Origin of the sequence: Ensifer sp. ENS08 (assembly GCF_014852195.1) — a bacterium.
Classification (GTDB): domain Bacteria; phylum Pseudomonadota; class Alphaproteobacteria; order Rhizobiales; family Rhizobiaceae; genus Ensifer; species Ensifer adhaerens.
In genome coordinates this window covers 200,858-226,353 of the sequence record NZ_JACVBF010000001.1, presented here as the reverse complement: position 1 = coordinate 226,353, position 25,496 = coordinate 200,858, and the positions used below count along the sequence as shown (strand labels likewise).

The window sequence follows — 25,496 nt, the reverse complement described above, 5'->3', positions numbered from 1 at the left end:
TCAGGCGCGGGCCGGCAACAGCGGATAGCCGGCGTAGACCGCGCGTGCGGCAAGCGTCGCGATCGCAGCCTTCAGCAGGTCGCCCGGAATGAAGGCGAGCGAGCCGGCAGCAACGGTCATGAGCGGGGTGCCGGTGACGGCGGAAACCCAGGGCATGCCGATCGCATAGAGCACGACGATACCGCCGAGGACGGAGGCGAGGAAAAAGCCGATGAACTGGCGCGTTTCGGCCTGGCCTTCGCGCACGGTGCGCTCGGCGATCAGGCCGGTGACGAAGGTGGCAACGACCCAGCCGATGATGAAGCCGCCCGACGGGCCGGCAAAGACCGCAAGGCCGCCGCGGCCGCCCGAAAGCACCGGCAGGCCGATGGCGACCAGCAGCAGGAACAGCAGGAAGGCGAGCGCGCCGCGCCTCGCGCCGAGAATGCAGCCGGCGAGCATGACGCCCATGGATTGCGCAGTGATCGGGACAGGAATGAAGCCGAGCGTGATCGGCGGAATGAAGCCGAGCACGACGACGATCGCGGCGAAGAGGGCGATGAGCACGAGATCTCTGGTATTCATGTAGTTCCGCTTCCCTGTTTTTTAGAATTCGCGAATTTATTGACGGCGAAATCCGCGCGCGTCAATCGCGGCAGCAATCGTGTCGGCATCTTTCAGCGTCAGGATGATCAGCGGCCCTATGATCGTCAACGGCCGGACGGGCAGTCCGCGGGCGCGATGGGCTTCGCGGATTGCCTGATAGCGCGCAAAGATATCCGGGACGAAGCGCAGTACGAGCCCGAGCGCCAGGCTGACATCGGCCGCCTTCAGCCAGCCCAGCCGTTCCAGCGGGCTCAAGAGGATGGTGATCTCGTCCATGAAGGCGCTGATCGTCGTCGTCGCCGTGACGGCGGCTGCAAACAGAACCAGCGCCATCAGCCGCAAGGTTAACGTGGCGACCTCGGCAATGGACAGGTAAAAGAGATTGACGGCCGCCAGAAAGAAGATCGTCAGGAAGACGAAGCCGACGCGCTTCAGCGCCTCCTTGGGCGTGAGGCCGGCGCAGAGATAAAGAGCGGCGGCCACGATGAAGGCGATCGCCTGAACCGCGAGCGAAGCGCTCAAAAAAAGGCCGATGCTCGACGCCACGAGTGCCATCAGCTTGACCCTGACCGGCAGCCGGTGGAGCAAGCTGTTGCCCTCGATGTGCAGGCTCGTCAGCATCCGGCGATCTCGTGATAGCGGCGGATCGCGTCTTGCGGGTTGCCGTCGAAGGCAAGGCGGCCCTCGTGGAAGAGCAATAGCCGTTCGACATTCTCGACGAGCCCGAGATCATGGGTGATCACCACCGTATCCTCCGGCAGGTCGTCGATCGCCGCGGCGACACGGCGGCGGTTCTTGAGGTCAAGCTGGTTCGTCGGCTCGTCGAGGATCAGGATCTTCGGATCGGTAACGACGACGCTCGCCATGGCGACGAGCTGCGTTTCTCCGCCCGAAAGCTCATGCACGCGTCGCCTTGCCAGGTGTTCGATGCCGAAGCGCGAAAGTGCTGCCTGCATGCGGCGGTCGACTTCTTCGCGCGAAAGCCCGCGGTTTTTCAGCCCGAAGGCGATGTCCTCGGCGACGATCGGCATGATCAGCTGGTTGTGCGGATTCTGGAAGATGAAGCCGGCCTCGGAAAGCACGGCGCGGTCGTCTTTGATCGTATCGAGCCCGTTGACCGTAACGCCGCCGGAGGAAGGCTTCACCAGACCGTTGATCAGCCGGGCGAAGGTTGTCTTGCCGGAACCGTTGAGGCCGATGATGCCGATGCGTTTTTCGTTGAGCGTGAGCGTCAAGGGGTGCAAAGCCACCCGCTCGCCGAAGCGGACCGCGCAATCGGTAAAGCGGATGTCCATTCCGTTCCTCGCTGTCTCCGGCCCGCGCCGTTTTCGGGTTGCTCTATAGGCCAAGTGCGACAACAAGGGCAATGCAGTCCGCGGACCGATGCGGTATTTGAATTATGGGAATAAAAGCCTATTGTTATCGTCATGACGATTCGCCTTTCCAACAGCGACGCCCGTCGCATCTTCCTCGCCAAGCAGGGCCTTTCAGGCGCGCCCAACCGCGCGCTCGGCAAGGAAGGCCTCTTGAAGCTCATCCACGACATCGGCTTCGTGCAGGTAGACAGCATCGCCACGGTGGAGCGCGCCCATCACCAGATCCTGTTTTCCCGCAACCAGACCTATCGTCGAGAGCATCTGACGGCGCTGCTGGAGGACGATCGCGACCTCTTCGAGCATTGGACCCACGATGCCTCGATCATTCCAAGCAGCTTCTTCCGCTATTGGAAGCACCGCTTCAAATGGGAAGGTGAGACGATCGTCGAGCGGTGGAAGGCGTGGCGTGGCGAAGGCTTTGAAAAAGGCTGCGACGACACTTATCAGCGTATTGCCGAAGGCGGCCCGGTGCTCGCCCGAGACTTGAAGGAAGCCGAACACCAGTCTGGCGGCTGGTGGAACTGGCATCCGTCGAAGACGGCGCTGGAAGTGCTGTGGCGCACGGGCAAGCTGGCGATCGCGCGGCGCGAGAATTTCCAGAAGGTCTACGATCTCACGGAAAGAGTGATCCCGCCGCACCACAACGAGGATGACGTCAGCCATCCGGAGTTCATCGACTGGGCTTGCCGCAGTGCGCTGGAGCGTCTCGGCTTTGCCACCCATGGCGAGATTGCAGCCTTCTGGGATCTGGTGTCGCCCGAGGAGGCCAAGACCTGGGTGGCGGAGCATCGCGACGAACTCGTGGAAGTGCAGATCGAAGCGATCGATGGCGGACGCCCACGTGTCGCCTACGCCTTCGCTGGATTCCCGGACGCACTTGGCGATATCCCTGAGCCGCCGGGCCGGGTGCGGGTGCTGAGCCCCTTCGATCCGCTGCTGCGCGACCGCAATCGTACCGAGCGCCTGTTCGGGTTCTATTATCGCATCGAGATCTTCGTGCCCGAGGCCAAGCGCGAATATGGCTATTACGTCTTCCCGCTGATCGAGGGCGACCGGTTGATCGGCCGCATCGACATGAAGGCGGACCGCAAGCGCGGCAGCCTCGATGTCCGCAAGCTCTGGCTCGAAAAGGGCGTCCGCGTCTCGGCAGGGCGCCTGGAACGCATCGATGCCGAGCTCGATCGGGTTGCCCGCTTCGCCGGCGTCGAGCGGGTGGAACGGCTCGACGGCTGGAATACGTCGCTGTAGCGACTTGAGCCGCTGCATGCTTGCGTCGATCGGTGCGGATCGAGGAAACATGCGGCCCGTGATATTTTCCTTGGCTTGAACCCGCTGCGTTCCTAAATGGAGGCGATAGAAATTCCTGACGCGGGAGCGTGCCACTATGAACACCGATCTGATGAGCCTCTTCGATGCCGACGACGCAACGGTCCGCAAGGTTCTCTCGGAAACGCTCGCCGGTGCCGACGACGGCGAACTGTTCCTCGAACATGCGCAGGCCGAGGTGCTTTCCTTCGACAACGGCCGGCTCAAGGGCGGCAGCTTCAATACCGACCAGGGTTTTGGCTTGCGTGCCGTTGCCGGCGAAGCGGTCGGCTACGCCCATTCCGGCGAACTTTCGCTTTCGGCGCTGCGCCGTGCTTCCGATGCGGTGGCGCAGGTGACCCGCGGTTATGCCGGCTCCTATGCCGCAGCCCCGCAGCGTACCAACAAGAAACTCTACGGCGACGAAAACCCGATCGGCGAGCCGAGCTTCGAGGCGAAGGTCGCGCTGCTCCAGGAAATCGACGCCTATCTGCGCGCCAAGGATCCGAAGGTCCGTCAGGTGACGGCGACCATCGCCGCTAGCTGGCAGGTCGTCGATATCCTTCGCGCCGATGGTCACCGCGTCCATGACGTCCGGCCGATGACCCGCATCAACATCTCCGTCGTCACCGGCGAAGGCGATCGCCAGGAAAGCGGCTCCTTCGGCACCGGCGGGCGTCGCGGCTTCGGCGATTTCGTCACCGCGGAAAACTGGAAGCAGGGCGCCGACGAGGCGCTGCGCCAGGCACTCGTCAATCTCGAAGCGATCGATGCGCCCGCCGGCACCATGGACGTGGTGCTTGCCTCCGGCTGGCCGGGCGTCATGCTACACGAAGCCGTCGGCCATGGCCTGGAAGGCGACTTCAACCGCAAGAAGACCTCGGCTTTTGCCGGCCTGCTGGGCCAGCAGGTGGCTGCCAAGGGCGTCACCGTCGTCGACGACGGCACGATTGAGGCGCGCCGCGGCTCGATCTCGATTGACGACGAGGGCACGCCGTCCGGCTACAACGTGCTGATCGAGGACGGCAAGCTCGTCGGCTACATGCAGGACCGGCAGAACGCCCGGCTGATGGGCATGCAGCCGACCGGCAACGGTCGTCGCCAGGGCTATGCCCATGTGCCGATGCCGCGCATGACCAATACCTACATGCTCTCCGGCGACAAAACGCCGGAGGAAATCATCGCCTCGGTCAAGAAGGGCATCTATGCCGTCTCCTTCGGCGGCGGCCAGGTGGACATCACCTCCGGCAAGTTCGTCTTCGGCTGCACCGAGGCCTACCTGATCGAAAACGGCAAGATCGGCGCACCGGTGAAGGGCGCGATGTTGATCGGCAACGGTCCGGACGCGATGAAGCGTGTCACCATGGTCGGCAACGACACCAAGCTCGACACCGGCATCGGCAATTGCGGCAAGGCCGGCCAATGGGTACCGGTCGGCGTCGGCCAGCCGCATCTGCGCATGGATCAGATCACCGTCGGCGGCACGCAGGCGTAAGGTCCGATGGCGGTCTTCAAGCTGTCCTTTCTGTCGCCGAAGACCGCCACACCGACGCACGAACTGAGGTTTGATCGCGATGCCACCGAGATCGCGCGGGCGTTGGACCTGCGCAACGGCGTCTTCCTGGATCATGCCTGCTACCGTCTGGATCAAGACGACCTGACGCTGCTGGCGTCGGCCGTCGGGCTTGCCTTGCCAGAAACAGGCGAGGAAGCTGAGCTTCGGCGGCCGCATGCGCTCGATACCGTGCCCTATCTGGTACACACCGGCTATGAGCTTCCGCTGATGCTGGAAGGGCGCAAGCCCTTCGCCTTCTTCAGCGACGATGCCGCGTCGCCCTGGCTTGCCGAAACCAAAGAGTTGTTCGCGCCGCACGTTGCCGACGGAACTTTGCTTGCGGACATGTTCGAGTTCTCGCGGATGTGCCCGACAACGACCGGTGGCGAGAAGGAGCAAAGGGTTCTCTACCTCACCTATGCGTTGCCGGAGGAAGAGTGGCGTTTCGCGCGCTTCAGGCAACGCTGCCACCAGCTCTTTTGCAATTGGCGCCCATGGACGGCAGAAGACGAGCGCGAGGAGGGGCTGCTGCTTGGCTATAGCCAGGAGCAGTGCGACTGGTGGCTCGCCAACCGCTTCCGTAGAGCCGTCGTGCAAGAGTGACGAAGGCTCTGAGGCCGGCGGCCAATCAGCCGCGCGACGGCAGCATCATGCAGTCATAGGAGCGCTCTTTGAGGGCATCGCAGGCTGCTGCTGCCGCGTCGCGGCTCGAAAAGCCGACGAAGCGGGCGCGGTAGATCGCTTTGGCACCCTTACCGACGGCTTCCGTGTAGGGCGTGGCGCCCGCGAGCGGCGCACCGGCTTCCGAGCGCGCCTGCGCCAGCAGCATGCGCGCAGCCTCTGCGGATGGCGCCGCCGAAATCTGGATCTGCCAGCCGCCTGACGCAGCCGGAACTGCAGCCGTCGTTTCGATCTCGGCAAGCTCCGTCGGCCGTTCCGCGGGGATGGCGGCCGTCGATGTCGCTGTAATCAGGGCAGCAACCGAATCCCGCTTGGCCCGCTGCGGTGCGGTGTAGGGCATCGGAACCTCGGATGTCGCGACCGCGGCCACTTCGACGGGGGCTTCGACCGTCTTGCCGCCGCGCGTGGATACCACCAGCTGCCTTCCGCCCTTGGCTGCCTTGCCGACATGGCGATCGAGAAGGGCCGCCATCTTGGCATCGCGGCTGCGCGCCGTCTTGCCGCCGAGAACGACGCCGACCACCCGGCGATTGCCGTCCTTGACGGCGCTGACGAGGTTGAAGCCGGAGGCGTTGGTGTAGCCGGTCTTGATGCCGTCCATGCCGTCGTAGCGGTACATCAGGTTGTTGTGCCCCCGCACCTTGCGGCCGCGGAAATTGAAGCTTTCGGTCGCAAACAGCCGGTACTCCCTGGGGAAGTCGCGCATCAGCGCCACGGCGAGCGTCGACATTTCACGCGCCGTCGTCACCTGCTTGCTGGCAGGCAGGCCGGAGGCATTGATGAAGATGGTCTTGCTCATGCCGAGCTGACGCGCCTTGGCGGTCATCATGCGGGCGAAATTCGCCTCGGAGCCGCCGAGCTTCTCGGCCATCGCTGCCGCGGCATCGTTGCCCGAGCGCACGATCATGCCGAGGACCGCCTCGCGCACCGTGATCGTCATGCCGGATTTGAGGCCGAGCCGCATCGGCGGCTTGGCAGCCGCCGCCTTCGAAACCTTGATCTTGCTGTCCCAGGAAAGCTTGCCACTCTTCAGCGCCTCGAAGGCCATATAGACCGTCATCATCTTGGTCAGGGAGGCAGGATGATTGAGGACATCGGCGTTTTCAGACGAGAGGACCTTGCCGGTGCGCGCATCGAGCACCAGCGAGGCGCTTCCGGCGACGGCTGTCGCCGTCCCGAGCGCCAGTGCGAAGGTCGCCAGCAGGAGGCAGCGCAAAGTTTTCATATCGATCCCCGTCGAGTAGCGCCCTCGGCAAGGCGCAAAGCTGTTTCGTTTTGTGACAAGATCCGTGTCTTTGCTGCAACTTTAGGGCGGAATGTGGCGAGCCGACCTTGTTTTCGAGGTTGTGGTAAATGGCCGATGAACGCTCTCCCCGTTCAACAAGGTTTAACGCCCTCGCCGTTAACTTTCCAGGCTGATAGTCCGCGCCGGAACCTCGCGGGCCAGATTTGGGGGCGACCATCAAGGGCATGATCAGGACAATTGTTCGCCGCGCCGCAATTGCCGGTGGGCTGGAAGTCGCCGGGGGGCTGAGCCGCGCCGGGCTGATTGCCGGCGCGCGCGGGCAGGGGGCGATCTTTACCCTGCATCATGTCCGGCCGAAATCTGCCCGTGCCTTCGATCCCAATGCGCACCTGGAAATCACGCCGGAATTCCTCGATGTCGCGTTGAGGACGCTGAAGCGCGACGGCTATCGCTTCACCCCGCTCGAACACTTGCCGGAGGCGCTGGCCGCCAAAGGTGGGCCGGTCGCCTGCTTTACCCTTGATGACGGCTACCGGAACAATCTCGAGCACGCGTTGCCGGTCTTCCAGCGCCACCAGGCGCCATTCACGGTGTTCGTTACCGGCGGGTTCGTCGATCGCACCCATACGCTTTGGTGGGAGACGCTTGCCGATATGCTCGCAACGCGCGAGAAGCTGCGCTTTGACTTCGGCCGTGGCGTAGAAACATTGCAGGCGTCGACCACGGCCGAAAGGCAGGCCGTCTTCAATCGCATTGCGGCGTTCATTCACGGCCATGATGAGGCAAAGGCGATCGCTTCCTTGAACGCTGCAGCCCTCGATGGCGGCATCGATCCGCAGGCGATAACCGAACGCCTCACACTGGACGAGGCCGGTTTGCGGCGCCTGATCGAAAGTCCTATCGCGAGCCTCGGCGCCCACACGATCAGCCACCGCGCGGTCGCGCGCCTGACGGATGCTGAGGCGCGGCGGGAGATCGAGGGATCGCTGCGGCGCGTCGAGGCGATCACCGGTCGGCCGCCCCAGACTTTCGCCTATCCCTATGGCGACGCACCGGCGGTATCCGCACGCGACCACCGCATCGTCGCCGATTTGGGTTTCACCCTGGCCGTCACCACCCAACCCGGCACGCTCATCGCTCGCGCGAAAGCCAGCCTTTATGCGCTACCGCGCATTTCTCTGAACGGCCATTTCCAGCGCGCCCGCTACGTTTCGGCTCTGGCCTCCGGCATACCGTTCCGCCTGGCGGCCGGCTAGAAAAGGCGACTTGGGCAGCCGAGTGCTTCGACGTCAATTGAAGGCAAAAGCCATGAGAATGCTGTCCTGGTAAACACCGTCGTGTTTCCAGTCGCGAACACGACGGCCTTCGATCTGGAAGTCAAACTGCGCGTAAAACGCCCGGGCAGCGGCGTTCTCATGAAGGACGGAAAGCTCGATGCGTTCCAATCCGCTTCGCGAGCGCGTTGCATCGCAGTTGCAGGCGGCGGCGTACAATTCCCTTCCCACGATAGATACCGAGGAGCCCCATGCCCACGGTCCCGACATGCGCCGAACGGGCGAGGCATCCAGCCGGATATCGCACCAGCCGACCACGCGATCGTCGACAGCAACGATCTGGGCGCCCGGGCGCGATGCAGGACTGTCATGTATGCGGCATCCGTCGAAGGGTGGTGCGCTTAGCCGTGAAAGCCAGCGGCCTTCCTGGGCGACGTCATCGAGGCAGCGGTGACAACCGGCTATATCGTCGAGCGTCGCGTCACGAACATCGATCGTTATCAATAGGCACTCAACGAAAATGCCCGGCTCGGGCCGGGCAAAAGACAAAATCCGCTCGGCCACCTGCATAGCCGAGCGTCGTGATTGCATCTGGCGCCTCTCTTGCGACGGACGCGCGGGTTATGGGTACATACGCACCTTTTCCCAGCCGCCTTCGGGTGCCTCGCGGCGAAACTCCATCCGGTCATGAAGCCGGAAGGGGCGGTCGTGCCAGAATTCGATCGACGTCGGGCAGATGCGGAAGCCCGACCAATAGCTTGGGCGCGGGATTTCGCCGAGCGCGTGGCGGGCCGTGTATTCGGCAACGGCCTTTTCCAGCGCGAAGCGGCCTTCGAGTGGCCGCGACTGCTTCGAGGCCCAGGCGCCGATGCGGCTGCCGCGCGGCCGGCTCTTGAAATACTCGTCGGCCTCCTCGTCGGTGACGATCTCGACCGGGCCGCGCACGCGCACCTGCCGACGCAGCGATTTCCAGTGGAAGCACATCGCCGCCTTGCGGGCGCCGAGGATCTCCTCACCCTTCTGGCTTTCGAAATTCGTGTAGAAAACGAAGCCGCGCTCGTCGAAACCCTTGAGCAGCACCATGCGGACATTCGGCAGTCCGTCGGCATCGACGGTTGCGAGCGCCACCGCATTCGGGTCGTTGATCTCGCTACCTTCCGCGTCCTTCAGCCATGTGCCAAACAGGGAAAAGGGTTCATTTGATTCGGTGAAGTCACCGCTTGTTAACTCATTCGCCGCCATATTGCGTTCCAATGCCGTGATGTCTGGCGCGGAAATACTTCGGGATGAGCCCGACCGGTGTTTCCGCATCGAAAATGTCGGAGCCTGTATGTTGACCTTGTCGAGAAACGTGCGGCTCCAGCGAGTCTGACAGGATTGCCGTGCAAGACATAGCAAAGTGGATCGACGCCAAGAAGGGGTATTCCTTCGCCTTGCTGCGTAGCGCGGCAATTTGCCTGCCGGTCCTGGCGCTGTCCGGCTGCATGGGGGCTGGCCTCGACCTTTTCGGCAGCGGAGTCGACCGCACGGTTTCGACGGGCACAGTTCCCGTTGCCAAGACCTCCGATGGCCTTTCCGATGCGGTGATGGTTCGCAACGCCGTGACATCGGCCGAGCTCAACAGCGGCGCCATCAATCCTATTCCCTGGGCCAATGCGACCTCCGGCAGTGCCGGTGTCATCAGCAGCATCCAGGAAGACCGCGCCAGCGGCATGCTCTGCCGCCGCTTCACCACGACGCGTCATTCCTACGAAGGCATCGCCAAGTTCGACGGCAGCACTTGCCAGGGCGGCGACGGCGCCTGGTATCTGACGAGCTTCGGCCCGCGCGCCTGAGCGAGCGTTCGACGCAAGCCGTTGAAATCGGTGATTAACCACGTTTTGGCAAATGCGCGCATGACGGCCGGCGTTGCCGTCTCAACGGCCACATGAGGCCGCGTGGCTAACCACTATTTAGCAACTTCTCCGGATCATCGGCGTTCAGTGGACGGGCGACAATGGCGCCTGCAATCGGGGCAAAGGCGGGCATCAGGGAGAGGCCGCCGATCAGAGAAGATGGTAGAAACCATGCGTGATCCCTATGTGATCCTCGGGGTACGGCGCAATGCCGGGCAGGATGAAATCAAGGCCGCCTGGCGTTCGCTGGCAAAGGCCGTGCATCCGGACCATAACCAGGACGATCCCAACGCCGCGGAGCGTTTTGCCGAGGCCGGCAAGGCCTATGAGCTGCTGCGCGACCCGAAGCTCAGAAGCCGCTACGACTATGCGCGCCGCGAAGCCGAGCTTCGTCGCATGGAGGCGATGAAGGCAAAGATGCGGCCTCAGGAAGAGGCGCCGGTCGACGCCGAGACCGCCGAGGACGCCATTTCACAGATTTTCGGCGCGGAGACCCGCAGCAAGTCGGCCCGCCCATCGCCGAAGCCGACGCCGAAACCATCGCCCAAGCCGGCTGCGGCAGCAAAGGAGCCGGAGCGCCCGGCCCAGGCGTCCGAAAGCAAGCCGGAACCAGCCCCCGAACCGCAGCAGGAAAGCGCTCTCAAGACAGAAACTCCGCTGATGCAGCGTGCAGCCGCACCGGCCGCCGAGCTTGTGGCGGCGATCGTCCGGCGCATCCGGGGTCGCGCGGCAAAGACGGCCGAGAAGGTCCCGGATCTTCCTGTCGATCTCGCTGTCAGTATTGACGACCTGATCAACCGCCAGCGCCTCTCCGTCGAGCTTCCCGACGGCGAAAGCCTGAAGGTGCAGATCCCTCCGGGTGCCGTCGACGGTCAGAGCATTCGTCTGGCAGAGCAGGGCTATCGGGTGACGGGCATGACCCGTGGCGACGTCGTCGTCACGCTCAGGGTCGACCAGGGCGGGACGTTCCGCGCCCGCGGCCTCGATCTCATGACCACCTTGCCGATCGATCTGCAGGGCGCCGTGCTCGGCTGCGAACAGGTGCTCGAAACCCCGGTCGGGCAGGTTACGGTGGTCGTGCCGGCCTGGTCCGGTTCCGACAAGGTCATCCGCCTTGCGGGCAGGGGGATGCCCGGTGCTTATGGTACGCATGGCGATCTGTTGGTCGAATTGCGGCTGGTCCTGCCCGAGGCGCCCGACGACAAGATCACCGATCTGATGAAGTCGCAGCGCGACGGCCTCTATCTGTGACAGGCCATTTGTGACAGTTCGCTGACACACTGAACCAATATTACGGGGACTAACAGTTCCTGATCTCAGCCGTGCTTGAACCACCCTTGCGGCTATGCCATAGGCAATTCTCGACATTTTGCCGCACCCGTTCTCGTGGGGCGTCTGTGACATTTTTGATCTTTGGCACCGGCGACGGCCGATGCTGGAATAGTATTGGGGACTTACCATGGCTCAGGCATCCGGTCTGATGAAGGGCAAGCGCGGCGTCATCATGGGCGTTGCAAACAACCGTTCCATCGCATGGGGCATTGCCAAGGCCATCCACGCGCAGGGTGGTGAAGTTGCGTTGACCTATCAGGGCGACGCTCTGAAAAAGCGCGTCGAGCCGCTGCTCGCGGAAATCGACGGCTTCATGGCCGGCCATTGCGACGTCAGCGACGAAGCCACCATCGACGCGGTCTTCGACGCGCTTGAGAAGAAGTGGGGCAAGATCGATTTCGTGGTGCATGCGATCGGCTTCTCCGACAAGGACGAACTGACCGGCCGCTACGTCGATACCTCGGCCGACAACTTCGCCAAGACGATGCAGATCTCGGTCTACTCCTTCACTTCGGTTGCCCGTCGCGCTGAAAAGCTGATGACGGACGGCGGATCGATGCTGACGCTGACCTATTACGGCGCCGAAAAGGTCATGCCGAACTACAACGTCATGGGTGTCGCCAAGGCTGCCCTGGAAGCAAGCGTCAAGTACCTCGCCGTCGACCTCGGCCCCAAGAACATCCGCGTCAACGCGATTTCTGCAGGCCCGATCAAGACGCTGGCCGCCTCCGGCATCGGTGACTTCCGCTATATCCTCAAGTGGAACGAGTACAACGCGCCGCTGCGCCGCACCGTCACCATCGAGGAAGTCGGCGACGTCGGCCTCTACATGCTTTCGGACCTGTCGCGCTCGGTTACCGGTGAAGTGCACCACGCCGACAGCGGCTACCATGTCGTCGGCATGAAGGCTGTGGATGCGCCCGATATCTCCGTGATCAAGGACTGACCGAACCGCCAAGTCGGATTCGGCAGCCTGCTGCCCGGAGACATGTTGTGCTGATCTATGTGATCCGTCACGGACAGACCGACTGGAACGCCGAAAGCCGGCTCCAGGGGCAAAAGGATATCCCTCTCAATGATTTCGGTCGCCAGCAGGCGACCGGCAACGGCGTGGCGCTTGGAGGCATCCTCGGCGCCGATGCCCGGCATTTCGACTTCGTCGCCAGTCCGCTCGGCCGCACGCGCGAGACCATGGAGCGTGTCCGGCGGGCCATGGGGCTCGATCCGGACGCCTACCGCACCGACGAGCGGCTCAAGGAAGTTTCCTTCGGCGATTGGGAAGGGCACACGCTGCCCGAACTCAAGCGCTCGGCGCCACAGAGGATCGCCGAGCGGCGCGCGGTGAAATGGGACTTCATTCCGCCCGGTGAGGATGCCGAGAGTTACGAAATTCTGTCCTGGCGCATAGCCGCCTGGCTCAGGGACGTGACGAAGCCGACGGTCTGCGTCAGTCACGGCGGCGTCATTCGCGTGCTCTTCAAGCTTTTCGGGGAAATGGAAGCCGAGGAGGCCGCGACCGCGGCGATCCCGCAGGACCGCCTTCTGCGCATCTCCGGCAATGCCATCGGCTGGGTCTGATAGCCTGAAGCGTCGGGCGTAGATTGGCGCAACGACGCGCCAAAGCGCTTCACATGGATGCCCGCGCGAGGGGCATCCGATAAAGGTCATTTTTCAGAAATGTGGAAATCCGGTTCGGGCGAACCGCGCAGCGGCCTGTAAGGCCGCGCTTTCTATTGAACGATTTCGAGATCGTTGATGACCCGCTTGCCGTCCACTTCCGTGTAGAAGACGAGAACCTTCACGCCGGCCTTCAGGCCTTCGAAATTGAATTCCTCAGGCGCCTGATAGTTCTTGCCGTCGTCAAGCGACAGGCTCAGCCTTTCGGTATCAACACCCGTAATGGTAGCTTCAACGTCGGCGCTTTCGGCAAGGGCGGACAAGGGCGAGAGCAGCCCTGCGGTGGCCATGAGTGCGGCAATAACAAAACGCATTCTTCTTGCCCTCTTCAACGTTTCTGCGAACATCCTTGTCACTCCCCTTTGATCCCCGATTGTGGCAAAAATTGCCTTGCGGCGTGGCTTTTGGCCGGACGCCCCCGCTTTTTTGATGGTCTATCCGAACTCTGGAGACTGGACGGCGGTACCGTATTTTTCAAGCGGGCAGGGGCCGAACTCCGGGTATCGGCGGTGTGGTTTCCCCATGAATTATAGGGTTTGCCAAGGAATTGTGACGAAAGCCAATCTTAAGACTCGCTCGCTACCTTTGGTTGGGAATCGAGGGGAAGAGATTGAAGATCATTGACGTTCTGCGCCAGCGCATTCGGGCCGCCGCCAGATTTGCGAAACCGTCGCTCATTCCTGCGGCGATCGCGGGCCTCGTCGTGTTTACGGGCGGGCATGTCTATGAGCGGCAAAACCGTGAAAACTTCCAGAACGACCTCAGGATCGACGTCGAGAACGAACTGAACCTCATTGCCAACCGCCTGCAATCGGAGGTTAACACCAGCATTGCCGCGCTGAACGGTTTTGCCAACAGCATCGGCGTGCATCCGGCCATGACAACAGACGATTTCACCGTCATGGCGACGAAGCTCCTCCTGCAGAATCCGCAGATGGTGCGCGCCTCGGCAGCGCCCGGCGGCGTCGTGCGGATCGCCTTTCCGCGCGAGAGCCAGCAATGGTTCGTCGGCAGCGACTTCAACCGATTCGGCGCGACAAGACATGCCATCGAGCGCGCGTCCTCGACGGTCAGGCCAGTGATGATCGGCCCGATCCGGCTGCCAAGCGGCCGCAATGGTTTCGAGCTGTTCCTGCCAGTCTTTTCCAAGATCCAGGGACGCATGGAGCGTTGGGGCTACGTCGAGGCCATACTCGACGAGAAGGCGCTGTACCGCGCCGCGCGCCTGCTCGAGTCGGGCGGCGAGGCGCCGGAACTGGCGCGGGACCACCGCCATGTCGACGTTCACCTGGCGATCCGCGATATTTCCGAGCCGGACCGCATACAGGATGCGTTCTATGGCGACGACGCGCTTTTTCGCGCTGCGCCGGTCAACCGCCGGTTGGAGCTAGCAGGCGGCGTGTGGGAGCTAGCGGCCATGCCCGTCGGTGGATGGCAGCAGCTTCCCGAAAACAGCAGCTTCATCCAATTGGCGATCGCCGTCGCCGTCACGGTGGTGGTTATCCCGATCCTCCTGGCTGGCGGCCTGGTCAACGAGCGACAGCGCAACATCGCCAAGCTGAAGGCGCGGGAAGGGGAGGTGATGACGCTGTCTCATCGCCTGAACCTCGCGCTCGACGCGTCGAAGATCGGCATCTGGGAAATCGACGTCGAGAGCCAGCAGCGTTCCTGGGACGACCGGATGTTCCACCTGCATGGACTGGAGGTGCATCTGGACGAGCCCACGTACGACGAGTGGCGCGCGACCGTGCATCCCGACGACATAGGTATTGCCGCCAATGCGCTGTTCCGTAGCCTCGATGACGGCCTCGAGTACCGATCGCAGTATCGTGTCATTCTGCACGACGGTACGGTGCGCCACATCCGCAATGTCGGGTCCAGCCACCGCGGCGCCGATGGCCGCGCCAAGGTCACCGGCATCAGCTGGGATGTCAGCGACGATGTGCTGAAGAACGAGCGGCTGAGTGCGGCCAAGGCACAGGTCGACCAGCAGAACCTTGAGCTCGAGCAGGCGCTGAAGGGTCTCTACGAGCGTGAACAGGATCTAGAGCTCCTGTCACGACGTCTCGACCTCGCTCTTGATTCCTATCGCTGCGGCATGTGGGAGGCCGATCTCGACAACAACGTCGCCTATTGGGACGAGCGCATGCATCAGCTCTACGGGCTGGTCTATACCGACGGCGCCACCAACGAGCAGACATGGCTTCAAGCGCTGCACCCCGATGACCGGCAGCCGGCGCTCAACGCGGTCAATCGCGCCATCGAAGCGGACGAAACCTATGTGCATCAGGTGCGGGTGATATTGTCGGCCGGAACGGTTCGCCACATCCGCTCGGTCGGCAAGCTGCACGTCGCCCCGGACGGTGCACGGAAATTCGTCGGCATGGCGCTCGATGTTACCGACGACGTGCTGATGACGGAACAGTTACGCGCGGCCAAGGCCATGGCGGACGCAAAGAACGCCGAGCTGGAGCAGGCCCGGGTTCGCATCGAGCACAACGCACTGCATGACCCGCTGACAGGGCTCGGCAACCGCCGCATGCTCGACAAGGCGCTGGAGCGACTGACCCTGGACGCCGGCAGCGACCGTGAGGACATCGCCATCCTTCATATCGATCTCGACCGGTTCAAGCAGATCAACGACACCCTGGGTCACGCAGCCGGCGACGCCATGCTGATCCATGCCTCGGAGATCCTGCGGGCGAACACATCGGCGGGCGACATCATTGCCCGCATCGGTGGCGACGAGTTCGTTGTCGCCGTTACCGGCGAACAGGGCGAGGCGACGCTTGCTGCCCGTTGCGACCGGATCATTGCCGCGATGCGGCAGCCGGTCGACTACAACGGATTTCCCTGCCGCTTTGGTGTCAGCATCGGCGTGGCAGTCGGGTATGGCGCCGACATCGACGCGCGCAAGCTGCTCGTCAACGCCGATATCGCGCTCTATCGCGCCAAGGAGGCGGGCCGGAACCGCTACCAGTTCTTCACCGAGGTGCTCCAGGCGGAAGTGGTGACCGCCAAGCGCATTGCCGACGAGATTTTGGAAGGCATCGAGCGCGACGAATTCGAACCCTGGTACCAACCGCAGTTCGATGCGACGACGCTCGCGCTTTGCGGCGTCGAGGCACTGGTGCGCTGGAGGCATCCGCGCGAGGGCATATTGACGCCGGATCGTTTTCTCGGCATCGCCGACGAACTCAACGTGACGGCGATGCTCGACCGTCTCGTTCTGGAGAAATCTCTCACCGATCAGATGCGATGGGCAGCGGCCGGCATTCGGGTTCCCAAGATCTCGGTCAATGTTTCGGCCAAGCGGCTGCAGGACGACGACCTGCTGTCCTCGCTTGAAGGCTTGAGCATCACGCCCGGACAGATCTGTTTCGAACTGGTGGAGTCGATCTTCCTCGACGAAAGCGACGATATCGTCGCCGCCAACATCGAGGGCATCAAGAAGCTCGGGATCGATATCGAACTCGACGATTTCGGCACCGGCCATACCTCGATCGTCAGCCTTTTGAAGATCAAGCCGAAACGGTTGAAGATCGACCGCCAGCTCGTCGTTCCGGTTTTGAGCGCCCGCAGGGAGCAGGCGTTGGTGCGCTCGATTATCGAGATTGCCCGCTCGCTCAATATCGAGACCGTGGCCGAGGGCGTGGAAACCATGGCGCATGCCGAAATGCTCGGCATTCTGGGCTGTGATGTGCTGCAGGGCTACGCATTTGCCCGGCCGTTGAGCGCGGAGAAGTTTCTCGCCTTTGCAGCCGAACGCGGCTTGCGTCTGGCGTCGTGATGAAGGAGGTCGCGTCAGGTCGCAAAAGCCTTTCCCCATCTCCGGCTTTCCACTAAGAGAAGGCATCCGCGTACAAAACGTACGGCCGTTGCTTGCTTAGGGTCGGTTGCCTTCATGTCGCATAATACTTTCGGTCATCTCTTCCGCGTTACCACCTGGGGCGAAAGCCACGGGCCGGCGCTCGGCTGCGTCATCGACGGCTGCCCGCCCGGCATCCGTTTCACGCTCGCCGAACTCCAGGTATGGCTCGACAAGCGCAAACCCGGCCAGTCGCGCTTCGTGACACAGCGCCGCGAGGACGATCTGGTCAAGGTTCTCTCCGGCGTCATGTTCGACGAGGACGGCGAGACGATGATCTCGACCGGAACGCCGATCTCGATGCTGATCGAAAACACCGACCAGCGCTCGAAGGACTATTCCGAGATCGCCAAGCGCTATCGCCCGGGCCACGCCGATTACACCTACGATCTGAAATACGGCATCCGCGATTATCGCGGTGGCGGCCGTTCCTCGGCGCGCGAGACCGCGGCGCGCGTCGCTGCCGGTGGTGTCGCCCGCAAGGTCGTGCCGGGTCTCGTCGTTCGCGGCGCGCTCGTGCAGATCGGCAAGCACAAGATCAACCGCGCCAACTGGGATTGGACCGAGGTCGACAACAACCCCTTCTTCGCACCGGATCCGGAGATCGTGCCGGTCTGGGAAGAATATCTCGATAGCATCCGCAAGTCCGGATCCTCGATCGGCGCCGTCGTCGAAGTGGTTGCCGAGGGCGTGCCCGCCGGCATCGGTGCGCCGATCTATGCCAAGCTTGACCAGGACATCGCCTCGAACCTGATGTCGATCAACGCCGTCAAGGGTGTCGAGATCGGCAACGGTTTCGGTGCGGCCGAAATCACCGGCGAGGAAAACGCCGACGAAATGCGCATCGGCGCTGACGGCAAGCCGGTCTTCCTGTCGAACCATGCTGGCGGTATTCTTGGTGGCATCGCCACCGGCGAGCCGGTGATCGCGCGTTTCGCCATCAAGCCGACCTCGTCGATCCTCACCGAGCGACGCTCGGTCGACAGCGACGGCAACGAGGTCGATGTGCATACCAAGGGTCGCCACGATCCGTGCGTCGGCATCCGCGCCGTGCCGATCGGCGAGGCGATGCTTGCCTGCACGATCGCCGATCACTACCTGCGTGACCGCGGCCAGACCGGCCGCCTCAAGTAATTCGGCTTCAACCGGCCCAGACAATTCGGGAAGAACACCATGTCCTATGATCAGAAGCGTGTCGTCGATGCCATTCGCGCCTTCGAGGCCGGCGAAATCGTCGTCGTCACCGATGACGACGGCCGCGAGAACGAGGGCGACCTGATCGTCGCGGCGGTGCATTGCACGCCGGAAAAGATGGCCTTCATCGTGCGCCACACCTCGGGCATCGTCTGCACGCCGATGCCGCGCGAGGAGGCCAAGCGCCTGAACCTCAACGCCATGGTGGCGGAAAACGATTCCGCGCACACCACCGCCTTCACAGTCTCGGTCGACTTCAAGCACGGCACGACGACGGGCATTTCCGCCGACGACCGCACGCTGACGGTACGCAACCTCGCCAATCCCAATGTCGGGCCGACGGACTTCGTTCGCCCCGGCCACATTTTCCCGCTGGTCGCGCGCGAAGGCGGCGTTCTCATGCGCTCCGGCCATACGGAAGCTGCCGTCGACCTCTGCAGGCTCGCCAGCCTACCGCCGATCGGCGTCATCTGCGAACTCGTCAATGACGACGGCACGGTCATGCGTGGGCCACAGGTGGCGAGCTTCGCCGACACCCATGGCCTGAAGCAGGTTTCGGTCGCCGATCTCATCGCCTATCGCCAGCGCAAGGAAACGCTGATCGAGCATGGCGGCTCCTTCGATATCGAGACGCCCTATGGTGCGGCCAAGGGACATTCCTATTCTCTGCCCTGGGATCCGATGCAGCATCTCGCCGTCGTCTTTGGCGACATCCGTGACGGCGTCGATATCCCGGTTCGCCTGCATCTCGAAAATGTCGGCGCCGACGTCTTCGGCAGGGACTGCCAGATCGACCGCATCATGAAGCGCATTGCCGACGAGGGCAGGGGGGTCATCGTCTATCTGCGCGAAGGCTCGGTCGGCGTCGGCGTGTCGCAGACGGCGCGCAAGGGCAAGCACGAGCGCGAAGCGCACGACGAGGCGCAGGCGCGCGAAAACGAGTGGCTGGAAATCGGCCTCGGCGCGCAGATCCTGAAGGATCTCGGCATCAGCTCCATCAGGCTGCTCGCTTCGCGCGAACGCCATTATGTCGGCCTCGAAGGCTTCGGCATCAAGATCGTCGGGACCGACATCATCTAAAGACGCGTCGCTCTCGCATGCATCAGGCCCGGATCATCGATCCGGGCCTTGTCTTTTATGCTCGGCGGCAGCCAACAAAAAAGCCGCGCTCGAAGCGCGGCTCTTTGTTTGTCTTTGAACTTGTCGCCGTTCAGGGCAGCGCGTCGTAGCCTTCGCCGAAGCCCTTGAGGTCGACAGGGATGCCGATGCCTTCTTCGGGTGACTGGAAGACGATGAAGGTCGCCGTCGCACCGGAACGGAAGGTCTTCAAGAGTTCGTCCTCGAGCACCACTTCTGCGTAGCAGCCGTCGGAGAAGCAACGCACGAAATAGGCGCGGCCGATATCCTTGCCGTCGACGTTCAGGCCGAGGCCGTTCGGCAGAAGCACGCCGAGCGGAGCGAGTACGCGCAGGATCTTGGCCTTGCGATCCGCAGTCTTCAAAACGACCACCGACAGGCCAACTTCGGGCCGGTCTTCGGCGATGACGTTTTGCATCAGCGCGCACTGGTCAGCGGAGGCGCCCGGCGGCTGATCGCAGACGATCGACCATGCGCCATGGTTGGACTTGACCGTGCCGGGTGTTCCGGCGGGCTGCTGGGCCAGGCTTTGAGCCGGGAGAGCGAGAACGGCAAGGCCGAAGGCGGCGAAGGCCGACAGTCGGGAAAAGAGGGGCAGGCCCATGTAAACCTCAAAACGTCGAATCATCAGGGCTATTCTTGAAGCGCGCAGGAATAAATGAAAAGCCCTGCGGGGCACATTCCAGCGCCATATGGCGGAAATTGGGCGGGTTGGGCGCCCTATCCGGCGCGCCGCCGTCAAAGCGCTGTGCAATCGGATCGCCAAGCGCGCAGAAGAGCCCCTATAGGTGGTTTCGCCACGGGTTTCGAGGGGTGCCTGTGTGAAAAGCTGCGTTTGTGCAAAAATGCCGCATGGGGTTGATTGGTCAGATGTTGCGGCATCGGACAAACTGTGGTTTGAAGCGCAGCAGTATCGCAGGGATTCTGCGTTCCGGTTTGATCCTGATCAAGCGCATTGGGGAGACACATTGTGAAAAACAAGGCTTATGCAGTTCTGGCAGCGCTTGCCTGTCTGCTTTTTGCTTCGAGCGCCTTTGCTGACAAGCCTGTCGAATGGCAGACGAACTTTCAGACGGCCGCTACGGGCATCATGGAAGAAATCACGTGGTTTGAACATTATACCCTGTGGTTCATCATTCCGATTACTCTCTTCGTTCTCCTCCTTTTGATCATCGTTGTGATCAAGTTCCGCGAAAGCGCGAACCCGGTTCCGTCCAAGACCAGCCACAACACCGCGATCGAAGTCGTCTGGACCGTCGGTCCGGTCGTCATCCTTCTCTTCCTCGCCATTCCGTCCTTCCAACTCCTGACCGCGCAGCTGACGCCGCCGGCCAATCCGGACCTGACGCTCAAGGCGACCGGCAACCAGTGGTACTGGTCCTACGAGTATGAAGTCGGCGAAAGCCCGCTCACCTTCGACAGCATCATGATGAAGGAAGAAGATCGCGCGACGCTCGGCAAGGAAGACAAGAAAGAATATCCGCGCCTGCTCGCCGTCGACAACGAAGTCGTCGTGCCGGTCGGCAAGACGGTTCGTGTTCTCGTCACCGCTGCTGACGTGATCCACGCTTTTGCAATGCCTGCCTTTGGCGTGAAGATCGACGCCGTTCCCGGTCGCCTGAACGAAACCTGGTTCAAGGCCGAGCGCGAAGGTCTCTACTACGGCCAGTGTTCCGAGCTTTGCGGTAAGGACCACGCTTACATGCCGATCGCCATCCGCGTGGTTTCGCAGGAAAAATACGACACCTGGCTCGCAGCCGCCGCAACGAATGTTGGCGATGCGAACAAGGCGCTCATGGCGTCCATCGACTCGGCCAAGACCGTCGACGTCGCCGCTAACGCCGCACAGTAATCGGAAGGGGAGCTCGACCCATGGCTGGAACAGCCGTTCATCACGACCAACGCCATGATCACTCCGATCATGGCCACGCAGACCATGCGCATAAGCCTTTGAGCTTCTTCCAGCGCTGGTTCCTGTCGACCAACCACAAGGACATCGGCACGCTCTACCTGATCTTCGCGATTTTCGCGGGCATCATCGGCGGCACGCTGTCCATCTTCATGCGCGCCGAGCTCCAGGAGCCAGGCATCCAGATCTTCCACGGCCTGGCGCAGATGGTTTACGGCTTCGAGGGCGATGCTGCCATCGACGGCGGCAAGCACATGTTCAACGTGTTCACGACCGCGCACGCGCTCATCATGATCTTCTTCATGGTCATGCCGGCGCTGATCGGTGGCTTCGCCAACTGGATGGTTCCGATCATGATCGGTGCGCCGGACATGGCGTTCCCGCGCATGAACAACATCTCCTTCTGGCTGATCATTCCTGCCTTCCTGCTCGTGCTGCTTTCGATGTTCGTCGAAGGCCCGGCCGGTGCCTACGGCGCAGGGGGCGGGTGGACGATCTATCCGCCATTCTCGACATCGGGCATGCCAGGCCCGGCGATGGACTTCGTCATCCTCGGCCTGCACATTGCCGGCGCGTCCTCGATCCTCGGTGCGATCAACTTCATCACCACGATCCTGAACATGCGCGCTCCGGGCATGACGCTGCACAAGATGCCGCTCTTTGCCTGGTCGGTTCTGATCACCGCCTTCCTGCTTCTGCTCTCGCTGCCGGTTCTGGCAGGCGGCATCACCATGCTGCTCACCGACCGCAACTTCGGCACGGCCTTCTTCGCGCCTGAAGGCGGCGGCGATCCGATCCTGTTCCAGCACCTGTTCTGGTTCTTCGGTCACCCGGAAGTCTACATCCTGATCCTGCCGGGCTTCGGCATCGTCAGCCACATCGTTTCCACTTTCTCGCGCAAGCCGATCTTCGGCTACCTCGGCATGGCCTACGCCATGGTCGCGATCGGCGCCGTCGGCTTCATCGTGTGGGCACACCACATGTACACCGTCGGCATGTCGCTCGACACGCAGCGCTACTTCGTCTTCGCGACGATGGTCATCGCTGTTCCGACGGGCGTTAAGATCTTCTCGTGGATCGCGACGATGTGGGGTGGTTCGATCCGCTTCACGACCCCGATGGTCTGGGCGATCGGCTTCATCTTCCTGTTCACCGTCGGTGGCGTCACGGGCGTTCAGCTCGCCAACGCCGGCCTCGACCGCTCGCTGCACGACACCTACTACGTGGTCGCTCACTTCCACTACGTTCTGTCGCTCGGCGCTGTCTTCGCAATCTTCGCTGCCTGGTACTACTGGTTCCCGAAGATGACCGGCTACATGTACTCCGAGTTCGTCGGCAAGCTGCACTTCTGGGTCATGTTCATCGGCGTGAACCTGATCTTCTTCCCGCAGCACTTCCTCGGCCTCGCAGGCATGCCGCGCCGTTACATCGACTATCCGGATGCCTATGCCGGCTGGAACATGGTTTCGTCCTACGGCTCCTACATCGCAGCCGTCGGCGTCCTGATCTTCCTCTTCGGCGTCTTCGAAGCCTTCGCCAAGAAGCGCGTCGCTGGCGACAACCCGTGGGGCGAGGGCGCGAACACTCTGGAATGGCAGCTGTCTTCGCCGCCGCCGTTCCACCAGTGGGAACAGCTCCCGCGCATCAAGTGACGGGCAACGAACAGAAGCCGCCGGTTCCGGCGGCTTCACCCCGCCGGGCAACCGGCGACACACGGCCCTTGCGGCCGGGACTTTTGCAGGGACAAGACATGACGGTCATCGACAATCACGAAGCAGTCGGCATGGAAGGCGTACCGCGCCTGTCCGAAGCCTCTGCGCGCGATTACTTCGAGCTTCTGAAGCCGCGTGTCATGTCCCTGGTCGTCTTCACGGCATTCGCCGGGCTGGTGCTGGCACCAGGACACATCAATCCTTTCATCGGTTTCATCGCCATCCTCTGCATCGCTGTCGGCGCTGGCGCCTCGGGCGCGCTGAACATGTGGTATGACGCCGACATCGACGCGGTCATGACCCGTACCGCCAAGCGCCCGATCCCGGCAGGCAAGATCCTGCCGCAGGAAGCGCTGGCATTCGGCCTGACGCTGTCTGCTTTTTCCGTGATCATCCTCGGGCTCGCCGTCAATTGGCTCGCAGCCGGGTTGCTCGCCTTCACCATCTTCTTCTACGTGGTCATCTACACGATGTGGCTGAAGCGCTCGACGCCGCAGAACATCGTCATCGGCGGTGCTGCCGGCGCTTTCCCGCCGATGATCGGCTGGGCCTGCGTGACCGGCGCCGTATCGGTCGAAAGCATCGTGCTTTTCCTGATCACCTTCCTATGGACCCCGGCGCATTTCTGGGCGCTCGCCCTCTTCAAGATGGGCGACTACGGCGCCGTCGGCGTACCGATGATGCCGAATGTCTGCGGCCAGGCGACCACCAAGAAGCAGATCGTCATCTACGCCGTTCTGACCGCACTTATCGGCATCTGTCCCACCTTGCTCGGTTTTGCGAGCATTGGTTACGGCGCAGTCGCAGCGGCCCTCGGCCTTGGCTTCGTATGGTACTCGATCGGCGTGCTGCGCATGCCGGAATCAGATGAGCGCATGCTGCCGGCCAAGAAGCTCTTTGCCTTCTCGATCATGTATCTGTTCGTGATCTTCTCCGCCCTGATGGCGGATCACCTGATCGTCAATATCTGGCTGAATGCCGGGAGTATTGCCTGATGGAAACCGTCAAGCTCACTGATGCCCAGAAGAAATCGCGCCGCGGCCGCAACATCGCGCTTGGCTTCGTGCTTTTCGGCCTCGTCGTCCTCTTCTACATCGTCACGCTGATCAAGTTCGGCAACGGCATGGTCAACTGAGGCGAAATGGCATGACGAAATCACCGCAGACCACAAGCTCGCAGCGCTCCAACCGCGTCGTCGTCGGCACTTGCCTCGCCTTCGTTGGCGGCATGGTGGGCATGGCCTATGCGGCTGTACCGCTTTACGACATGTTCTGCCGCGTCACCGGCTATAACGGCACGACGCAGCGCGTCGAGCAGGCGTCCGACGTCATCCTCGACGAGAAGGTCAAGGTCACCTTTGACGCGAACACTTCCGGGGGCCTGCCCTGGGAGTTCAAGCCGGTCCAGCGCGACATCGACATCCGCATCGGTGAAACGGTGCAGGTGATGTACAAGGCAAAGAACCTGTCGTCGAAGCCGACGACGGGCCAGGCGACCTTCAACGTCACGCCGATGCAGGCGGGCGCCTATTTCAACAAGGTCCAGTGCTTCTGCTTCACCGAGACGACCCTGCAGCCGGGAGAGGAGATGGAGATGCCGGTGGTATTCTTCGTCGATCCGGACATGGTCAAGGCGGTGGAGACCAAGGACATCAAGACGCTGACCCTTTCCTATACCTTCTATCCGCGCGAACCGTCGAAACCGGTCGCACAGGTGAAGACGGAACAGAACAAACTTTGACTGGAGGTCCTTTTCGGCTATGCCGGAAGGGCGACAAGAGAGAGACATATCGGGGATTACTGACATGGCCGGTGCGCATCAGAAGAATCACGACTACCACATCATCGACCCGAGCCCCTGGCCGCTGCTTGCTTCCATCGGCGCCTTTGTCATGGCGTTCGGCGGCATCTGCTACATGCGTTACCTGTCGGGTAGCTCGCTGAAGATCTTCGGCCTCGAGCTTGCCAACGTCTGGATCCTGCTCGCAGGCCTCATCATCGTGCTCTACACCATGTACGGCTGGTGGTCGGACACGGTGAAGGAAGCGCACGAGGGCCACCACACCCGCGTCGTTTCGCTGCATCTGCGCTACGGCATGCTCATGTTCATCGCTTCTGAAGTGATGTTCTTCGCGGCCTGGTTCTGGGCCTTCTTCGATGCGAGCCTGTTCCCGGGCGAAGCCATCCAGGCAACCCGCGCTACCTTCACCGGTGGCGTCTGGCCGCCGAAGGGCATCGAAGTGCTCGATCCGTGGCACCTGCCGCTCTACAACACCGTCATCCTGCTTTTGTCGGGCACGACGGTGACCTGGGCGCATCACGCGCTGCTGCACAATGACCGCAAGGGCCTGATCAACGGCCTGGCGCTGACGGTCGTGCTCGGCGTGCTGTTCTCCTTCGTCCAGGCGTACGAATACGCCCACGCTCCCTTCGCCTTCAAGGACTCGATCTACGGCGCGACCTTCTTCATGGCGACCGGTTTCCACGGCTTCCACGTTCTGGTCGGCACGATCTTCCTGCTCGTCTGCCTGTTCCGCGCACTGCGTGGCGACTTCACACCGAAGCAGCACTTCGGCTTCGAAGCGGCCGCCTGGTACTGGCACTTCGTTGACGTCGTCTGGCTGTTCCTGTTCTTCTCCATCTACATCTGGGGAAGCTGGGGCGCGCCGATCGCGCACGGCTGATAGCGCGAGCATCTAAGTCAAGGAACAAGGCGGTTGCAGTCATGCAGCCGCCTTGTTCTTTTGGTGG

Annotated in this window: 25 protein-coding genes; 17 read left to right on the top strand and 8 right to left on the bottom strand. The window is 62.4% G+C overall.

Annotated features, from left to right (window positions below):
• From IB272_RS01180 to IB272_RS01170, 3 genes are read right to left on the bottom strand one after another with little or no spacing between them, the layout of a single operon-like run.
• On the bottom strand, positions 1-564 hold the full coding sequence (locus IB272_RS01180; protein ID WP_060584143.1) for a biotin transporter BioY: 564 nt from the start codon (positions 562-564) through the stop codon (positions 1-3).
• Between the two features lie 36 nt (positions 565-600).
• Entirely contained in the window at positions 601-1,206 is a 606-nt protein-coding gene (locus IB272_RS01175) for an energy-coupling factor transporter transmembrane protein EcfT (RefSeq protein ID WP_083523615.1), read from the bottom strand.
• A complete protein-coding gene (locus tag IB272_RS01170; RefSeq protein ID WP_060603842.1) occupies positions 1,200-1,880 on the bottom strand; it encodes an energy-coupling factor ABC transporter ATP-binding protein in 681 nt (226 codons plus the stop codon). Before IB272_RS01170 ends, IB272_RS01175 begins: the two co-directional genes overlap by 7 nt.
• A 132-nt stretch (positions 1,881-2,012) precedes the next feature.
• Here IB272_RS01170 and IB272_RS01165 point away from each other — a divergent pair, with 132 nt between their 5' ends.
• From IB272_RS01165 to IB272_RS01155, 3 genes are all read left to right on the top strand, one after another.
• A complete protein-coding gene (locus tag IB272_RS01165) occupies positions 2,013-3,209 on the top strand; it encodes a winged helix-turn-helix domain-containing protein (protein ID WP_060584146.1) in 1,197 nt (398 codons plus the stop codon).
• A 136-nt stretch (positions 3,210-3,345) separates the two neighbouring features.
• Positions 3,346-4,761, top strand: a complete 1,416-nt coding sequence (gene tldD / locus IB272_RS01160) for a metalloprotease TldD (protein ID WP_060584148.1) — start codon at positions 3,346-3,348, stop codon at positions 4,759-4,761.
• Between the two features lie 6 nt (positions 4,762-4,767).
• Entirely contained in the window at positions 4,768-5,424 is a 657-nt protein-coding gene (locus IB272_RS01155; protein ID WP_060603845.1) for a hypothetical protein, read from the top strand.
• Between the two features lie 25 nt (positions 5,425-5,449).
• Here the strand turns inward: IB272_RS01155 and IB272_RS01150 are convergent, their stop codons facing one another.
• Positions 5,450-6,727: a D-alanyl-D-alanine carboxypeptidase family protein gene (locus IB272_RS01150; protein ID WP_083523616.1), complete on the bottom strand. Its 1,278-nt coding sequence runs from the start codon at positions 6,725-6,727 to the stop codon at positions 5,450-5,452.
• 245 nt (positions 6,728-6,972) lie between these two features.
• On the opposite strand from IB272_RS01150, the gene IB272_RS01145 reads away from it, so the two are divergent.
• Positions 6,973-8,004, top strand: coding sequence for a polysaccharide deacetylase family protein (locus IB272_RS01145; protein ID WP_060584358.1), 1,032 nt, complete (start codon positions 6,973-6,975; stop codon positions 8,002-8,004).
• A 33-nt stretch (positions 8,005-8,037) separates the two neighbouring features.
• Here IB272_RS01145 and IB272_RS01140 read toward each other — a convergent pair whose 3' ends face one another.
• Both IB272_RS01140 and pdxH read right to left on the bottom strand, forming a co-directional pair.
• Entirely contained in the window at positions 8,038-8,613 is a 576-nt protein-coding gene (locus tag IB272_RS01140) for a GNAT family N-acetyltransferase (protein WP_162728760.1), read from the bottom strand.
• 30 nt (positions 8,614-8,643) lie between these two features.
• A complete protein-coding gene (gene pdxH, locus IB272_RS01135; protein WP_082566261.1) occupies positions 8,644-9,333 on the bottom strand; it encodes a pyridoxamine 5'-phosphate oxidase in 690 nt (229 codons plus the stop codon).
• A 71-nt stretch (positions 9,334-9,404) separates the two neighbouring features.
• Here pdxH and IB272_RS01130 point away from each other — a divergent pair, with 71 nt between their 5' ends.
• The 4 genes from IB272_RS01130 (at position 9,405) to IB272_RS01115 (ending at position 12,827) form a co-directional block, all read left to right on the top strand.
• A complete protein-coding gene (locus IB272_RS01130; RefSeq protein WP_034801195.1) occupies positions 9,405-9,857 on the top strand; it encodes an RT0821/Lpp0805 family surface protein in 453 nt (150 codons plus the stop codon).
• Between the two features lie 219 nt (positions 9,858-10,076).
• The gene (locus IB272_RS01125; protein WP_060516310.1) at positions 10,077-11,168 is read left to right on the top strand and encodes a DnaJ C-terminal domain-containing protein; all 1,092 of its coding nucleotides are present in this window, start codon (positions 10,077-10,079) and stop codon (positions 11,166-11,168) included.
• A 208-nt stretch (positions 11,169-11,376) separates the two neighbouring features.
• Positions 11,377-12,195, top strand: coding sequence for an enoyl-ACP reductase FabI (fabI, locus tag IB272_RS01120; RefSeq protein ID WP_034801205.1), 819 nt, complete (start codon positions 11,377-11,379; stop codon positions 12,193-12,195).
• Between the two features lie 47 nt (positions 12,196-12,242).
• Positions 12,243-12,827 carry a histidine phosphatase family protein gene (locus IB272_RS01115; protein WP_034801207.1) on the top strand — a complete coding sequence of 195 codons (585 nt, stop codon included), beginning with the start codon at positions 12,243-12,245 and terminating at the stop codon, positions 12,825-12,827.
• Positions 12,828-12,979: 152 nt separating this feature from the next.
• On the opposite strand, the gene IB272_RS01110 is transcribed toward IB272_RS01115, so the two are convergent.
• Positions 12,980-13,240, bottom strand: a complete 261-nt coding sequence (locus IB272_RS01110) for a DUF1344 domain-containing protein (RefSeq protein ID WP_034801209.1) — start codon at positions 13,238-13,240, stop codon at positions 12,980-12,982.
• A 296-nt stretch (positions 13,241-13,536) separates the two neighbouring features.
• On the opposite strand from IB272_RS01110, the gene IB272_RS01105 reads away from it, so the two are divergent.
• The 3 genes from IB272_RS01105 (at position 13,537) to ribB (ending at position 19,068) form a co-directional block, all read left to right on the top strand.
• The gene (locus IB272_RS01105; RefSeq protein WP_060584158.1) at positions 13,537-16,716 is read left to right on the top strand and encodes an EAL domain-containing protein; all 3,180 of its coding nucleotides are present in this window, start codon (positions 13,537-13,539) and stop codon (positions 16,714-16,716) included.
• 114 nt (positions 16,717-16,830) lie between these two features.
• Positions 16,831-17,928 carry a chorismate synthase gene (gene aroC, locus IB272_RS01100; protein WP_192444181.1) on the top strand — a complete coding sequence of 366 codons (1,098 nt, stop codon included), beginning with the start codon at positions 16,831-16,833 and terminating at the stop codon, positions 17,926-17,928.
• A 39-nt stretch (positions 17,929-17,967) separates the two neighbouring features.
• Complete coding sequence (gene ribB / locus IB272_RS01095) at positions 17,968-19,068, top strand: 3,4-dihydroxy-2-butanone-4-phosphate synthase (RefSeq protein ID WP_060516306.1); 1,101 nt, start codon at positions 17,968-17,970, stop codon at positions 19,066-19,068.
• A gap of 130 nt (positions 19,069-19,198) precedes the next feature.
• Here the strand turns inward: ribB and IB272_RS01090 are convergent, their stop codons facing one another.
• Positions 19,199-19,729: an invasion associated locus B family protein gene (locus IB272_RS01090; RefSeq protein ID WP_034801218.1), complete on the bottom strand. Its 531-nt coding sequence runs from the start codon at positions 19,727-19,729 to the stop codon at positions 19,199-19,201.
• A gap of 366 nt (positions 19,730-20,095) precedes the next feature.
• On the opposite strand from IB272_RS01090, the gene coxB reads away from it, so the two are divergent.
• From coxB to IB272_RS01060, 6 genes are all read left to right on the top strand, one after another.
• Complete coding sequence (coxB, locus tag IB272_RS01085; protein WP_034801222.1) at positions 20,096-20,977, top strand: cytochrome c oxidase subunit II; 882 nt, start codon at positions 20,096-20,098, stop codon at positions 20,975-20,977.
• A 20-nt stretch (positions 20,978-20,997) separates the two neighbouring features.
• On the top strand, positions 20,998-22,686 hold the full coding sequence (ctaD, locus tag IB272_RS01080; protein ID WP_034801224.1) for a cytochrome c oxidase subunit I: 1,689 nt from the start codon (positions 20,998-21,000) through the stop codon (positions 22,684-22,686).
• A gap of 98 nt (positions 22,687-22,784) precedes the next feature.
• A complete protein-coding gene (locus IB272_RS01075) occupies positions 22,785-23,741 on the top strand; it encodes a heme o synthase (RefSeq protein ID WP_034801469.1) in 957 nt (318 codons plus the stop codon).
• Complete coding sequence (locus IB272_RS01070; protein WP_043619862.1) at positions 23,741-23,881, top strand: hypothetical protein; 141 nt, start codon at positions 23,741-23,743, stop codon at positions 23,879-23,881. The genes IB272_RS01075 and IB272_RS01070 overlap by 1 nt, the downstream gene beginning before the upstream one ends.
• Before the next feature lie 11 nt (positions 23,882-23,892).
• On the top strand, positions 23,893-24,486 hold the full coding sequence (locus tag IB272_RS01065) for a cytochrome c oxidase assembly protein (RefSeq protein WP_034801235.1): 594 nt from the start codon (positions 23,893-23,895) through the stop codon (positions 24,484-24,486).
• A gap of 64 nt (positions 24,487-24,550) precedes the next feature.
• Positions 24,551-25,429 carry a cytochrome c oxidase subunit 3 gene (locus tag IB272_RS01060; protein WP_060584159.1) on the top strand — a complete coding sequence of 293 codons (879 nt, stop codon included), beginning with the start codon at positions 24,551-24,553 and terminating at the stop codon, positions 25,427-25,429.
• Positions 25,430-25,496 lie beyond the last annotated feature (67 nt).

Excerpts from the sequence above, each read along its gene's own strand:
- IB272_RS01180 (WP_060584143.1), bottom strand. The coding sequence starts at position 564 with ATGAATACCAGAGATCTCGTGCTCATCGCCCTCTTCGCCGCGATCGTC.
- IB272_RS01175 (WP_083523615.1), bottom strand. The coding sequence starts at position 1,206 with ATGCTGACGAGCCTGCACATCGAGGGCAACAGCTTGCTCCACCGGCTG.
- IB272_RS01170 (WP_060603842.1), bottom strand. The coding sequence starts at position 1,880 with ATGGACATCCGCTTTACCGATTGCGCGGTCCGCTTCGGCGAGCGGGTG.
- IB272_RS01165 (WP_060584146.1), top strand. The coding sequence starts at position 2,013 with ATGACGATTCGCCTTTCCAACAGCGACGCCCGTCGCATCTTCCTCGCC.
- tldD (WP_060584148.1), top strand. The coding sequence starts at position 3,346 with ATGAACACCGATCTGATGAGCCTCTTCGATGCCGACGACGCAACGGTC.
- IB272_RS01155 (WP_060603845.1), top strand. The coding sequence starts at position 4,768 with ATGGCGGTCTTCAAGCTGTCCTTTCTGTCGCCGAAGACCGCCACACCG.
- IB272_RS01150 (WP_083523616.1), bottom strand. The coding sequence starts at position 6,727 with ATGAAAACTTTGCGCTGCCTCCTGCTGGCGACCTTCGCACTGGCGCTC.
- IB272_RS01145 (WP_060584358.1), top strand. The coding sequence starts at position 6,973 with ATGATCAGGACAATTGTTCGCCGCGCCGCAATTGCCGGTGGGCTGGAA.
- IB272_RS01140 (WP_162728760.1), bottom strand. The coding sequence starts at position 8,613 with ATGCAATCACGACGCTCGGCTATGCAGGTGGCCGAGCGGATTTTGTCT.
- pdxH (WP_082566261.1), bottom strand. The coding sequence starts at position 9,333 with ATGCGGAAACACCGGTCGGGCTCATCCCGAAGTATTTCCGCGCCAGAC.
- IB272_RS01125 (WP_060516310.1), top strand. The coding sequence starts at position 10,077 with ATGGTAGAAACCATGCGTGATCCCTATGTGATCCTCGGGGTACGGCGC.
- fabI (WP_034801205.1), top strand. The coding sequence starts at position 11,377 with ATGGCTCAGGCATCCGGTCTGATGAAGGGCAAGCGCGGCGTCATCATG.
- IB272_RS01110 (WP_034801209.1), bottom strand. The coding sequence starts at position 13,240 with ATGCGTTTTGTTATTGCCGCACTCATGGCCACCGCAGGGCTGCTCTCG.
- aroC (WP_192444181.1), top strand. The coding sequence starts at position 16,831 with ATGTCGCATAATACTTTCGGTCATCTCTTCCGCGTTACCACCTGGGGC.
- ribB (WP_060516306.1), top strand. The coding sequence starts at position 17,968 with ATGTCCTATGATCAGAAGCGTGTCGTCGATGCCATTCGCGCCTTCGAG.
- IB272_RS01090 (WP_034801218.1), bottom strand. The coding sequence starts at position 19,729 with ATGGGCCTGCCCCTCTTTTCCCGACTGTCGGCCTTCGCCGCCTTCGGC.
- ctaD (WP_034801224.1), top strand. The coding sequence starts at position 20,998 with ATGGCTGGAACAGCCGTTCATCACGACCAACGCCATGATCACTCCGAT.
- IB272_RS01075 (WP_034801469.1), top strand. The coding sequence starts at position 22,785 with ATGACGGTCATCGACAATCACGAAGCAGTCGGCATGGAAGGCGTACCG.
- IB272_RS01070 (WP_043619862.1), top strand. The coding sequence starts at position 23,741 with ATGGAAACCGTCAAGCTCACTGATGCCCAGAAGAAATCGCGCCGCGGC.
- IB272_RS01065 (WP_034801235.1), top strand. The coding sequence starts at position 23,893 with ATGACGAAATCACCGCAGACCACAAGCTCGCAGCGCTCCAACCGCGTC.
- IB272_RS01060 (WP_060584159.1), top strand. The coding sequence starts at position 24,551 with ATGGCCGGTGCGCATCAGAAGAATCACGACTACCACATCATCGACCCG.